14 protein-coding genes are annotated in these 12,226 nt (G+C 30.4%); all 14 read right to left on the bottom strand.

Going from position 1 to position 12,226, the window contains the following annotated elements; all coding sequences use genetic code 11:
• Positions 1 to 114: 114 nt before the first annotated feature.
• A complete protein-coding gene (locus ACSVH9_RS12330) occupies positions 115 to 378 on the bottom strand; it encodes a hypothetical protein (RefSeq protein WP_438063974.1) in 264 nt (87 codons plus the stop codon).
• A gap of 318 nt (positions 379 to 696) precedes the next feature.
• Positions 697 to 1,869: a hypothetical protein gene (locus ACSVH9_RS12325; protein WP_438063973.1), complete on the bottom strand. Its 1,173-nt coding sequence runs from the start codon at positions 1,867 to 1,869 to the stop codon at positions 697 to 699.
• A 151-nt stretch (positions 1,870 to 2,020) separates the two neighbouring features.
• Complete coding sequence (locus tag ACSVH9_RS12320; protein ID WP_126739971.1) at positions 2,021 to 2,536, bottom strand: hypothetical protein; 516 nt, start codon at positions 2,534 to 2,536, stop codon at positions 2,021 to 2,023.
• 197 nt (positions 2,537 to 2,733) lie between these two features.
• A complete protein-coding gene (locus ACSVH9_RS12315) occupies positions 2,734 to 3,402 on the bottom strand; it encodes a hypothetical protein (protein WP_438063972.1) in 669 nt (222 codons plus the stop codon).
• Between the two features lie 167 nt (positions 3,403 to 3,569).
• Entirely contained in the window at positions 3,570 to 4,121 is a 552-nt protein-coding gene (locus ACSVH9_RS12310; RefSeq protein ID WP_438063971.1) for a transglycosylase domain-containing protein, read from the bottom strand.
• Between the two features lie 201 nt (positions 4,122 to 4,322).
• The gene (locus tag ACSVH9_RS12305) at positions 4,323 to 4,904 is read right to left on the bottom strand and encodes a hypothetical protein (protein ID WP_438063970.1); all 582 of its coding nucleotides are present in this window, start codon (positions 4,902 to 4,904) and stop codon (positions 4,323 to 4,325) included.
• 50 nt (positions 4,905 to 4,954) lie between these two features.
• Positions 4,955 to 5,500 carry a hypothetical protein gene (locus ACSVH9_RS12300; protein ID WP_438063969.1) on the bottom strand — a complete coding sequence of 182 codons (546 nt, stop codon included), beginning with the start codon at positions 5,498 to 5,500 and terminating at the stop codon, positions 4,955 to 4,957.
• Between the two features lie 73 nt (positions 5,501 to 5,573).
• Entirely contained in the window at positions 5,574 to 6,713 is a 1,140-nt protein-coding gene (locus ACSVH9_RS12295) for a tetratricopeptide repeat protein (RefSeq protein WP_438063968.1), read from the bottom strand.
• 164 nt (positions 6,714 to 6,877) lie between these two features.
• Positions 6,878 to 7,561, bottom strand: a complete 684-nt coding sequence (locus ACSVH9_RS12290; RefSeq protein WP_438063967.1) for a hypothetical protein — start codon at positions 7,559 to 7,561, stop codon at positions 6,878 to 6,880.
• Positions 7,562 to 7,623: 62 nt separating this feature from the next.
• Positions 7,624 to 8,172 (bottom strand): hypothetical protein, encoded by a 549-nt coding sequence (locus ACSVH9_RS12285; RefSeq protein WP_438063966.1) that lies wholly within the window; start codon positions 8,170 to 8,172, stop codon positions 7,624 to 7,626.
• Between the two features lie 41 nt (positions 8,173 to 8,213).
• Positions 8,214 to 8,387: a hypothetical protein gene (locus ACSVH9_RS12280; protein WP_438063965.1), complete on the bottom strand. Its 174-nt coding sequence runs from the start codon at positions 8,385 to 8,387 to the stop codon at positions 8,214 to 8,216.
• A 431-nt stretch (positions 8,388 to 8,818) separates the two neighbouring features.
• Positions 8,819 to 9,376 carry a hypothetical protein gene (locus tag ACSVH9_RS12275; protein ID WP_438063964.1) on the bottom strand — a complete coding sequence of 186 codons (558 nt, stop codon included), beginning with the start codon at positions 9,374 to 9,376 and terminating at the stop codon, positions 8,819 to 8,821.
• A gap of 765 nt (positions 9,377 to 10,141) precedes the next feature.
• On the bottom strand, positions 10,142 to 10,795 hold the full coding sequence (locus ACSVH9_RS12270; protein WP_438063963.1) for a hypothetical protein: 654 nt from the start codon (positions 10,793 to 10,795) through the stop codon (positions 10,142 to 10,144).
• Between the two features lie 640 nt (positions 10,796 to 11,435).
• Entirely contained in the window at positions 11,436 to 11,918 is a 483-nt protein-coding gene (locus ACSVH9_RS12265) for a tetratricopeptide repeat protein (protein WP_438063962.1), read from the bottom strand.
• Between the last annotated feature and the right edge of the window lie 308 nt (positions 11,919 to 12,226).

Genomic DNA, 12,226 nt, shown 5'->3' with positions numbered 1-12,226 from the left:
TGGGTTCTAAATTAAGATTTATTTTTCGGTTGTCACTAAACTGCCAAATACAAAACCATTTTTCCATTAAGTCTATTGCCCAAATCCGTTGTAGTAGCTGTTGGTGGCTGGTTTTTATTTCGCACGAATAAAATAACCTACATCAATTGAGGTGTCTAAATAGTTAACATTTAAACTTCTTTTGTCGTGAACTGAAAATTCAATTGTGTCATTTTTAATTTCGGATGTTTTAAAGTCTATAATTGTATTTACATCAATATTTAAACTAGTTAGTGTGCGATAATAATTTATTTTGCCAGTACTTTTTATTCCGTTTGAAAAAGTCAAAACAAATACGCTGTCTTTAAACTGAATTTTAGCGTCATAGTATCGGCTCATTTTACCGACTTCAAATTTATAATTACCTCGGACTTTTTCGTTCTGAATATTAACAAGCGAAAAAAAGTCAAGATAATTATCGTATAAAATATTTTCATTCTTTCTTTTGTAAATTTTCAATACTTATCGCTTTTAGAATCTTTCTTTTAAGAACTGATTTTCTTCAAACTTGCCACCAACGTTCCGCCGCTTCTCGTCAGTTGCGAACTTCGGAACGAATTATTTTCTGTTAAAGATAAAAATTCTTGCGAAACGTGAACGTGAACTTACCACAAAATTCGCAATTGCGAGAAACGGCTGTTGTGTGCAGTACTTTCTTTATTCATAGTAATATCTTATCAATTCAGTCCGTTTTCCATTTTGATATTCAGATTCTTCGGTTAATAGATTTCTATTATTGTATTCGAATTTCTGCTTGATAATTTCTCCGTTTGATTTTGTTACTGTTTTCTCGATTAATTTTCCGTTTTTCCATTCGTATGAGTAATCGGAACATTCTTTTTGGTCATTTGCTAATTTACATTCCCTTATCACATTTTTATCAGTATCTAAAACTGTGATTTCTTGCTTGTAATATGCACCAAACCTTGACTCGGTATTGTTGTTTATGGTTTCTGTTGTTTTATCTAAACCATATTCATAAGTTTTCGTTGATTCCCAAATTGGTTTATTGTAAACATACCAACCTGTTGAGTCAATCTGTTTTTTTAATCGATTTTGATTGTCGTAATAGTAATATCTTTTGGTATGTAATTTATTTTCTCTTGTGTAAGAAATCCATTCAATAAGTTTTTTTGTTTCGTCGTATTTCCACTCAATATTCAAGTATTTTGAGTGACAATATGAACAAATAACAGCGTCTGTTTTGTTTTTGGGATTATAACTTTTTGTTTTTAAATATCTTGTACTATCGACTGTATTATATTGTTTGATTTCTTGATTATCTGAATTAAATACATATTCGTAAATCTGTGGTCTATAAATTGATTTTAAATGAAGCGTAGTATCTTTTGATGATTTGTAGATAGAGTAGTGATTATTTATAGTTCGATATTCTTTTCGTTTAAGGTTTTCGTTGATGTCATATTCATAAATCGTTTCACCTACACTTTCATCATACTCTATAAAACCAAATTTCTTTGTTTTCTCGATTTCTAAAGGTGAACTGGTCGTTTTTAGAATTAAACCATTCTCTGTGTAATAATCTTTAAATTTATTCCAAGTTAAATGAGTGCCAACGTGAGTAACAACGACTAAACTACTTTCAATTCCAAAAACTGTTTTGTTCTTTAAATCAATCTGTTTGTTAAATAGTAGTGTGCTATCTCTTTTTTTGACTTTACCATTTTTTCTCAATGGTATTGAATATTTAGAAACCTTGTTTACATCATTTTTTATGAAGTCAATATAATTCCAATTCAATTCAGTAGGTTTTTGAGCAAAAACCAAAGTCGTAAAAAATGTAAATATGTAAAATATAAAGTTCTTCATTCGTATTGCACACAACGTTCTCGCGCTACAAGCAGTTTGGGACTAAATTAAGCCCATTATTCGGATTTGCCAAATCTTCCAAATACAAAACCAATTTCAAATTAAGCCTAATACCCAAATTGCTTGTAACGTGTTTTGGCGGTTCGGTTTTTTATACGTCTTTTTTCGGTTTATCAATAAATTTGGCTATTCTACTGCTATTTGTCATCAATAAATATCCAATAATAACTTTACAGAAGTCAAATATAATCCATCCTGTTTTTGGATAATCTTTGAATAAACTTTCTTGCTGAAAAAAAATAAAAATTTCTCTTAGTAATAGAGGAATATTTTCCACGAACATTAAACCACCAATTACAATTGTTGCAATTGAAATAATTGTAAAGCTTTTGGAATTTAACTCGATGTTTTGAGTTTCAAAATCTCTGTCGAGTTTTAGTTTTTCTATTATCCAAGAGGTTTTAAAAACACAAAGTTTAAAGACAAAATAATAAACAATTAATATTGCTAAAAAAATTAAAGTTACAATAGTTAAGCTTTCAAAATCTCCAGTTTGATAAGCAGAATAGATAGACGTTAGCCATTGAGGTATTACAGTTAGTGCACCTAAAATTAAAAGTAAACCTAAAATTTTTATTGAGATTATCCAGAAAGTTTTAATGGTCATTTTGTTTATTTTAAATTTATATGAGGTTTTTTTAGTTTTCGTTCGGCTAAACTGACCGCCAACGTTCCCGCGCTACACGCAGGCTGGGATTAAAGATGCGTAATCTTTCGGTTAAAAACAAATGTATCAAATACAAACTATTTTCAAATTAAACCAATTGCCCAGCTTGCTTGTAGCGTGTGTTAGCAAACGTTTATTTATCTTAATTCAGTTCGTTTTGGTAATCCGTTTCTAATTTCAGAATGATAATAATCTGTGACTATTAACAGTTCCAATTGTCTCAACTTTAATATTGGTTTAATATCAAGATTAGTTTTTATATCTAATGCAAGTTCCCTTAAATTTTTTAATTCGGACAAAGGCTCGATTGATTTTATATTTAACTTTTTACCGTCTATTCCAGCAAATAAATGAAGTTTTTCCAAAGTCTTTAAATCAGATAATTCGTTTAGATTTTCTAGTCCAAAAAATTTATTCAAAACGCAGTATTTTAAATTAGTTAGATTTTGGATTCCATTCAGATTTGTTATTGATAAACTACCGCCAAAATTTAGTTGCTCGAGATTTTTTAAATTACCAATTTGACTAAAATCTTTAATTTGACTAGTTTTAATCCAAAGTCCTTTCAAGTTTGGAATTTTACAAATAGCCTCAAAATATTCTTGACTAACTTGATGTCCAATGTATAAATATTTAAGTTTTTCCAGTTTAGGTAAAACCTTAAGCCATTCGGTTCTTAATTTCTTTAAATTTGAATATGATAATTCTTTTTCTTGTAAATAGTCGGGTGATAAAATTTCGGCATCATAGATTCCCAAATCTTCAATTCTAAACCTCTCAATATTTTTATAATTCCAAAATTCCATTTAAATGTTTGCTAACGTTCTGGTACTACAGCGGGTTTGGGAACTAAATTAAGATTTATTTTTCGGTTATCACTAAACTGCCAAATACAAAACCATTTTCCCATTTAGCCTATTGCCCACCCGAGGCTACAAGCCGAACAGACGAAGTAAATCCGTTGTAGTAGCTGTTACCTGCTGGTTTTTTTTCGCAATATTCTTTGATAAATCCTTACTTTATTCATTATTCCTTTTTTGTTTCTCACGGGATTATATAAGCTTGAATTTTCAAGCATAATTACAATAGTAATTTTTTCTTCTTCATTTAGTTGCTCAACAGTTTTGTCAAAGTAAAATTTCGATGCATTTTTTACTCCAATATTTCCATTTCCAAAATCATAATGTATTAATTGAAATTTCAAACATTCGTTATTAGAAAATTTCTTTTCAACTTTTAATAAATATAATTTTTTTGTCAAAGAAAACCCGTGTCTGTATGGGCCAATAAATGTAGATGCAGTTTCACAACTGCATCTCTTTTCTTTTACCGTTTTATGTATTTCATTGTAAATTTCTACAATTGATTTAAAATTCTCTTTTCGAGTTTCTTTTAACGAATTTGTCAGATAAACAAATTCTTTACTTTTAAATATTGGGTTGAAATCGCTTAACAAAAAACTATAGATTGCGAAAAGCATAATAATAATTGATATAATGATTTTCGGTTTTTTCTTCAATTTCATTAATTTAAGTTGTTGTTTTTAGCGGTCTTTTTTGGTAAACTAGCAGGTAACGTTCTGGCACTACAGCTGGTTTGGGACTAAATTAAGCTCTATTTTCGGATTTGCCAAATCATCCCAAATACAAGACCATTTTTCCATTAACCCAAATGCCCACCCGAGGCTGCAAGCCGAACAGACGAAGTAAATCCGTTGTAGTGGCTGTTACCTGCTGTATCTTTTCAACGGAATGTTAATTACAGAATCTTTAGCATAGTAATTTTCAGTTTCTGCGTTGTATTCTTTCAGTAACATTTTTATTGTTAGTTTTTTGTCTGTATAGTTTATTTTGCTCTTTTCAAATTGTAGGTTTTCTTCAAATTTAAATTCTCCAATTTTTTTCTCAAAAAGCAAGAATTCATTTTGAGTAATTTCATATTGACAACAACTTGCTAGCAATCCACTATGAACTTTATAAATTTTAATATTTTCATCTTGAAATCTAACGTCAGGCGGGGAGATGAAAAACACAAAAAAGGAAATCAAAATTCCGCAAAAAATTCCATCAATTAGTATTGAAAGGAAAAGTAAAAGGGGAGAAATTAGATAAAATAAAAAATAAAGTGCAATCTTCTTAAATGGTTTAAGATTAAGGAAAAACAAAACTATTCCGAATAAATAAAACAATATTTTGACAAGTAATGCTATTCTATAATTTAAGCTTATGTCAAAAGTAATTCCACATAAAAAATTTACAATTAATAACGAAACTGAAATTATATGAAATTTTAGAAGTGTTTTTCTCATTTTGGTTATGTAATATAGCAGGTAACGTTGTAGTAGCTGTTACCAGCAGTTTATTTTTCTTCCCTCGAAATAAACAATAAAATGACAGCGATGATTTGCAATGCCGATTGAGTAATATATATAATCCCAGCAATCAAATTTGAATTGATTATTTGAATAATAGTACTAGGTAAGGAAAACAATCCTAAAACAACTAATGTAGCTATAACATATTTAATCCATTGTATTCCATTTCTAATTCCTATGCCAATTGCAATAATTATTCCTATTGTAATTATTCCAGTTAATATTGTTGAAAAGGAAATAAAAACTTTTGGCGATACAAACATATACAGAAACCCAAATCCAGCAGATATTAATATTAAATTCGATGATTTTATTTCATTTGGATGAAGAGTTATAGCGTCACGTTCACTAGTATGATTAATTTGAGAATTTATTATTTCAATTTCTTCTTCTGAAAATTTTTTCCCTCTAGCTTGTAAAATTTTGAATGCATAATTGATTGCTTGTGGAGTAAATCTGCTTTCTGATTGTATGTATTCTTCAAGCTCACGATTTGATTTCTGCTCTAATACACTTTTTTTTACGTTCATTTTAATTCTATTAATTTTTTATCGACTATTCGACTAAATTGCTTGTAGCGTGTGTTATGCCCAGTTATTCTTGTTATTTAGTTGGTCTTGAAGTCGCTGACGGTTTAACTTTTTCTTCAAGAATATCAATTACGCTTTTCTTCAAGTCATCATATTTGAAGTTGTCGTCAAAACCAATGTTGTATGTCGAATGCGTATCTCCTTTTGTACGGCAGAGTAGATATTTTGCCCCAACTTGCTCTACTGAAATTGGAGAATATTCTGTTTGAATTCTATATTCAATTTTGTCGTCTTGATTTACAACATAGAACAAGTGTTTGTTGTAAATATCTTTTGAACTTTCTTCGTATCTTTCGTAAGCTTGAATTAATTTGTTATCCCATTTGAATTTGTCATAGCAGAACATATCTTTTAAATTATCTTTTAACAACCCATTTTTGTGAGCATCGTACAATTTGTCTTTGTATGGTTTGGCTTTATCATATTCCTTTTTGTGATAGTATATTTGAATAAGCTTTGCATATGAATGATAATCTGTAGGGTCTAATTGTAATAGTTCAACAAATGCTGGTTCAGCTTTTTCATAATTACCTTTTAATGATTCGAGTAGTCCAATATTAAATAATGTATTTATGTATGAATTAGATTTTTTGTCAATTTTTGATTTTGCTATATAAAATGCTTCTAAAGCTTTATCATTATTTTTCTGGTCAGAGTAAATTTGAGCCAAAAATGAGTAAGGCCTATCAGGACAATCCTTTTGTTCGGTTGCTTTTTTGTATGCTTCAAGTGCTAAATCTAATTTTTCTAAATTATAGTAGGAATCGCCAAGTCCACTATAAAATTCTGCATCATCCGATTTTAAATTAATTGCTGATTGAAAATTTTTTATAGCGTCATCATATTTCTGCATATAATTTAAAGTAGATGCTTTAATGTAAAATGATGCAGGGTCTTTCGGGTCTTTGTTTATGGATAAATTCATAAACTTGATGCAATTATTATCGTCTTCTTTAATATAATAAGCTAACCCAATATAATACAACGATTTTGCGGAATAGTCGTTAAAATTAGAAGTGTATTGTTCGATAATTTTATCGAATTGTTTATTGTCCGATAAAGTTTTTAGCTCTGTAGTTACTTTGTCTTGAGCAAAAATTGTCAAGCTAGATGTTGTCAGAATAAATGTTGCTAAAATGTTCTTAATTGTCATTATGTTGTCGTTTATATAATTGGGCATAACGTTCCCGCGCTACACGCAGGATGGGATTAAAGATGCGTAATCTTTCGGTTAAAAACAAATGCATCAAATACAAACTATTTTCAAATTAAGCCAATTACCCAGCTTACTTGTAGCGTGTGTTACCAGCAGTTTTTTTAGCGCATCCAGCCTTCTACAACATAATTTTTTTCTGTGATTTTGTATTCTTTTTCATTTTTTGGTTTGAACCAAAGTTCAATTCTTGCGCCAAATTTATCACCCCAAGAGCCTTCATAAATTGTAAATTCACCAGAATATAGCTTTTCGGTTTGATTTTCAATTAAAATTTTTGACCGCTCAGTTATTCTGTCCTCTGATAATCTATCATTTGAGGTGATTTCGTATGCTTTGATATATAATATTCCATTTACTTTAGGTTGATAATTAGTGTAAAAATTATAAATTCCAGGTTGCGAAATAGAAGCTAACTTAAAATCGTTTGCGGCTAAATCACTTTCATTAATTTCTCTTTCTATTGGACTTTCAATTTTTTCATTCTTTGGAATTGTTTTGTTTGCTCCATAATAATCAGGAGGAGAAAATGTGAAAAATATTGAAATATAATAAAATAAGAATCCTGAAATTAAAATTTGAGGAACTAAGAAATACCATTTCTTTATCGCAATTTGAACAATTGAAGAAATAAAATTGGCTAATATGTTTATGAAAAACACAATTAAAGCGAAGTCAATAACATCATCGTTTTTTAAAATAGCTCCTAACGTATAAATTAAAAAAGGAAGTAGATATCCAATTATTGGTATCCACCAAATTATAAAATATTTTTTTATTGCATTCATTTAACGAAATGTTGATGTAAAATTGCTTGTAGCGTGTGTTAGTGGTAGTGCTTATTTCACATTTACTTCTTTAGTTTTACTTTTTTTATAATCTGAAGTCCCCAAAAACCGTTTTTCATTTTAATTTCTACATTATTAAAGTTTTGTAATTCTTCAAAGTTATAGTCGTGAATATTAATTTCTCTTTCCACTCCTTTAATTTGCGTAATTATATAATTCGGGGAATTTCTATATGCTTTATGTTTTTCAAATATGAATGAATTTATAATATATTCTTTATCATTAGAGAAATAATCGTTTGTCAAAAAGAATATCGCACAAAATATTGAACCATAAGTTAAAGTTTTTAGAGCGAAAAAATTATAAAGACTCAAATGCTTTTCAGCTTTAGTTGTTCTAAAAATATAAAATATACTAGAGATTAAGATACCTGATAAAAAAAATATAATAATTAATAATTTAAAGCTAATAATTGTAAAATTATTGAATTCTCTAAGTGAATAAAAAAATGAAAAAAATGCGATAGCACCAATAAATAATTTTAGAATCATTATTTTTGATTCATTCCTTTTTCTGCTTTTTAGTGGAATTTTTTTATTTCTTCTACTCATTTTTAGTTTTCAACGGTTGCATTACCACTAACGTTCCCGCGCTACACGCGGTTTGGTACTAAATTAGCGTTATTTTTCTGATTAGCCAAAACTTCCAAATACAAACCAATTTTCCCATTAAACCAAGTACCCAAATCGCTTGTAGCGTGTGTTAGGGTGTATAGCGACACGTTTGAAAAGCACCAAAGTTCATCCGTTCCAATTTTCCAGTCCAATGTCGGTAACTTTTCCACGTTCCAATTTCGGTAGCTTTTCTGTTCTGTGTTTGTCGTCGGAATTATGTTTTTCTATTAAAACTCAAAAAAAAAAATTGAAAAATTTTTCCGCTTTCTGTTTTCCGAAAAGTGATTCAAATTTGCTTTTCTTTCGCATTTCGATGTCAGATTCTGAGCTTGATTTGCGTCGGCACGCTAGCTAGTTCATTATTATTTTTTCAGTTGCAAAACGTCTGGTTGATGTCGGTCGTGTCTTTTCAACGGAGCAATACGGCATAACGTTCTGGTACTACAGCGGGTTTGGGTTCTAAATTAAGATTTATTTTTCGGTTGTCACTAAAAATCCAAATACAAAACCATTTTCCCATCAAACCAAATGCCCACCCGAGGCTGCAAGCCGAACAGACGAAGTAAATCCGTTGTAGTAGCTGTTATAGGGCGTTTTTTATTTTATTTCTTTTAATGTCAAAGTATCTTGCGAAGTCTGTAATTGGTTTGCCATTTTTGTCAAAACGGATTATTATTTTGTCTCCAATAATTGACACTGTATCAGGAATAAAATTGTTGTCGTCTCGCTTGTCCTTGAATATTATTTTGTTATCAATAAGTTGATAGTTTCCTTTATATATTTTCTCACTAAACAAATTTGAGGATTCCATTTCAAATTTCTTGTCAGCTCGAAGAGTCAAACGCATTGCACTTTGGTCATCAATTAGAGTTGCTTCTAATATTTTTCCGCTCTTGAAAATTTCGGAATTTACTAATTCAGAACTCAAAAAGATTCCAAGAATTAAAACTCCAATGATGATTCCTGTTCTGTTTTTCTTTAAGATTGCCATCACGAAAAAACCTAGAAAAGAAAAACCAAAGAATAGGGGAGGTATCAAGTAAAATATCCATAAATTCTCCCAAAGGAAGTCACTTAAAAAATAAGACACTAAAAAAAGAGTACCAGCTAGTAAAGTAAACAAGTGAATCTTAAGTTTCATAATTGTTGTGTTTTTTTCTAAAATGCCCTATAACGTTCCCGCGCTACACGCAGGCTGGGATTAAAGATGCGTAATCTTTCGGTTAAAAACAAATATATCAAACACAAACTATTTTCAAATTAAGCCAATTGCCCAGCTTGCTTGTAGCGTGTGTTATAGGGCGGTTGTTTAGTCGAAATTACAATTAAACCGCAAATTTTTCACGCTTCTGTTGGCCAATTCCAGCTTTCACACTTTTTCATTTTTTACGTTAGAGTAGGTGAGTCCCAATTTTAGATTTGCTTCGCCTGTTCACTTTCGTTAGAGTCTGCTTTTCAAGTTTTGCTTGGTAAGTTTCGTTTTTCACACTTCAGCTTTTCACGCTTCTGTTGGCAAAGTGCAATTTTCACACTTCCGTTTTCACACTTCCGTTTTTCGTCTGCTTGTCGTTAGAATCCTATTTTCAAGGTTTGCTGGCGCTTCCAATTTTCACGTTTCAAATTTTCACGTTTCAAATTTTCACACTTCAGCTTTGTAAACGTGCGGCGGAAACAACTATTTATTTTCAAATTGGATTTGCCTGCGTAATTTCGGCTCAACTGCCCTATAACGTTCTGGTACTACAGCGGGTTTGGGAACTAAATTAAGATTTATTTTTCGGTTGTCACTATACTGCCAAATACAAAACCATTTTCCCATTAAGCCAATTGCCCACCCGAGGCTGCAAGCCGAACAGACGAAGTAAATCCGTTGTAGTAGCTGTTAGCGGTTCGGGCTTTTTTTTGTTTATGGATATTCGAAGCCAAATTCAATACTTTCAAGTTTGTCATTTGTCAGTTTATATGAAGCATAATAAATTGGCAGATTGTTGGTTTTTAAAATTTTGGTTTTACTATCATTAGGAAGTTCAAGCCTATAATTTAATTCAATACTATTTTTTGAACTATCTTTTACTATATAACAATTACCAAGTTTTTCAATGATTTGTCTTTTGCTTATTCCTAGTTTAATTCCTTTTTCGGTTTCAAATTCTTTTGATTTTATTTGTCTTAATTTTAGATTCGATTTATATGTATATGATATATTAAAAATACTCACTTGATTATAAGATTCTCCAGGATGTATTGTTAGTTCAAGTTTTTGTTTTTTATCATTTGAATAGAGAATATATGTTGAATCACCCTCTAATTTTGTTTTTTCGCCTAAAATATTTAATATGCTTTCGGCATTTCTAATCTTAATTCCAACAACAGAAGTATCTGGCTCAGAAAATGTGCAAGACAATTGTTTTTCTTTCTGTTTTTCGTTTTCTTCTCTTATTTCTTTGTCGCTTTCTGGAACTAATTCTAAGCGGTCAGAATTGTCGACAGGTTTGTTATTCGAATTATTACAGTTAGTCAAAATTGTAATTGTCAAAATTGCTATAAATATTCTTTTCATTTTTCAGTTGATTCGTGTCGTTTTTTTAGCCTGACCGCTAACGTTCCCGCGCTACACGCAGGCTGGGATTAAAGATGCGTAATCTTTCGGTTAAAAACAAATGTATCAAATACAAACTATTTTCAAATTAAGCCAATTGCCCAGCTTGCTTGTAACGTGTGTTAGGGTGTGTAGCGATACGTTTGAAAAGCACGAAAGTTCATCCGTTCCAATTTTTCAGTCCATTGTCGGCAACTTTTTCACGTTTCAATTTCGGTAGCTTTTCAGTTTTCTGTTTGTCTTCGGAATTATGTTTCTCCATTAAAACTCAAAAAAAAGCACGAAAAATTTTTCCGCTTTCTATTTTCCGCAAAGTGATTCACATTTGCTTTTCTTTGGAATTTCACTGTCAGATTCTGAGCTTGATTTGCGTCGGCACGCTTGCTAGTTCATTACTATTTCTCAGTTGCAAAACGTCTGGTTGATGTCGGCTATGTCTTTTCAACGGAGCTATACACGCTAACGTTCTGGTACTACAGCGGGTTTGGGTTCTAAATTAAGATTTATTTTTCGGTTATCACTAAACTACCAAATACAAAACCATTTTCCCATTAAGCCCAATGCCCAAATCCGTTGTAGTAGCTGTTAGGTGTTCGCTTTTTTATTTATTCTCAATTGAAGTTAACATTTTTAACCCCGTTAGTGCTAGTCCATTTTCGGGAAATTCTTCTAACGTTTTTTTATAATACTCAATTGATTTTTCACCATTTCCAATTTGACTATAACAAAATGCAATGTTACACAGCGCCATTTCTCTGTAATTCATTTTTGAAGAACTCAAAAGTGTAATAAATCGATATTTGTCAATCCAGTTATTTTGAGTAAAGAATTTATAACTGTTTTCAAATTTCGGAATTGCATTTTCAAATTTATGTTCTTTAGTAAGTTTCAATCCTTCACGGTGGTTTTTCGGCACAAAGTATCTCAAAGACATAGAGATTGTTAGGTATGTAATTGCGCCATATAATGCAGGGTCTTCAAAATTCATTTTATGATAAATGAAAATTAAAATTAGCATAAATGAAATTTGTGGAATAACTGAAATCCAAGATGTTTGTCTAACTGTCGGAACGTTTGATGCCATTTAGTTTTATAAATTTATTATTTTTCGGCAACAAATTCACAGTTTTGTTTGTTTCCATTTGTTCCGATATTTATTGTTTCCATTTCATAAAGATAATCGACAATTTTGTTTTTGTCCGCACCTTGTATTTTTAAACTAAAAACTTGTGGGATGTAACCATAATATTCATTCCTAATATTTTCTTCGTCATTTATTCCAATTGGGTCTCAATCTTGCCAAAGAATTTCATCAATTTGTTTGTAAAGTTCTTTATGTTCACTTTTCATTTTTAGTTTTTTTTGGTTTTCAGTCGCTCGAAAGTGACGCCT

The organism is Flavobacterium sp. RSSB_23 (genome assembly GCF_051547145.1).
GTDB lineage: Bacteria > Bacteroidota > Bacteroidia > Flavobacteriales > Flavobacteriaceae > Flavobacterium.
This window is presented reverse-complemented; position numbering and strand designations above follow the sequence as displayed.

Bases quoted from the DNA above. Each gene is read 5' to 3' on its own strand.
- ACSVH9_RS12330 (WP_438063974.1), bottom strand. From the start codon at position 378: ATGAGCCGATACTATGACGCTAAAATTCAGTTTAAAGACAGCGTATTT.
- ACSVH9_RS12325 (WP_438063973.1), bottom strand. From the start codon at position 1,869: ATGAAGAACTTTATATTTTACATATTTACATTTTTTACGACTTTGGTT.
- ACSVH9_RS12320 (WP_126739971.1), bottom strand. From the start codon at position 2,536: ATGACCATTAAAACTTTCTGGATAATCTCAATAAAAATTTTAGGTTTA.
- ACSVH9_RS12315 (WP_438063972.1), bottom strand. From the start codon at position 3,402: ATGGAATTTTGGAATTATAAAAATATTGAGAGGTTTAGAATTGAAGAT.
- ACSVH9_RS12310 (WP_438063971.1), bottom strand. From the start codon at position 4,121: ATGAAATTGAAGAAAAAACCGAAAATCATTATATCAATTATTATTATG.
- ACSVH9_RS12305 (WP_438063970.1), bottom strand. From the start codon at position 4,904: ATGAGAAAAACACTTCTAAAATTTCATATAATTTCAGTTTCGTTATTA.
- ACSVH9_RS12300 (WP_438063969.1), bottom strand. From the start codon at position 5,500: ATGAACGTAAAAAAAAGTGTATTAGAGCAGAAATCAAATCGTGAGCTT.
- ACSVH9_RS12295 (WP_438063968.1), bottom strand. From the start codon at position 6,713: ATGACAATTAAGAACATTTTAGCAACATTTATTCTGACAACATCTAGC.
- ACSVH9_RS12290 (WP_438063967.1), bottom strand. From the start codon at position 7,561: ATGAATGCAATAAAAAAATATTTTATAATTTGGTGGATACCAATAATT.
- ACSVH9_RS12285 (WP_438063966.1), bottom strand. From the start codon at position 8,172: ATGAGTAGAAGAAATAAAAAAATTCCACTAAAAAGCAGAAAAAGGAAT.
- ACSVH9_RS12275 (WP_438063964.1), bottom strand. From the start codon at position 9,376: ATGAAACTTAAGATTCACTTGTTTACTTTACTAGCTGGTACTCTTTTT.
- ACSVH9_RS12270 (WP_438063963.1), bottom strand. From the start codon at position 10,795: ATGAAAAGAATATTTATAGCAATTTTGACAATTACAATTTTGACTAAC.
- ACSVH9_RS12265 (WP_438063962.1), bottom strand. From the start codon at position 11,918: ATGGCATCAAACGTTCCGACAGTTAGACAAACATCTTGGATTTCAGTT.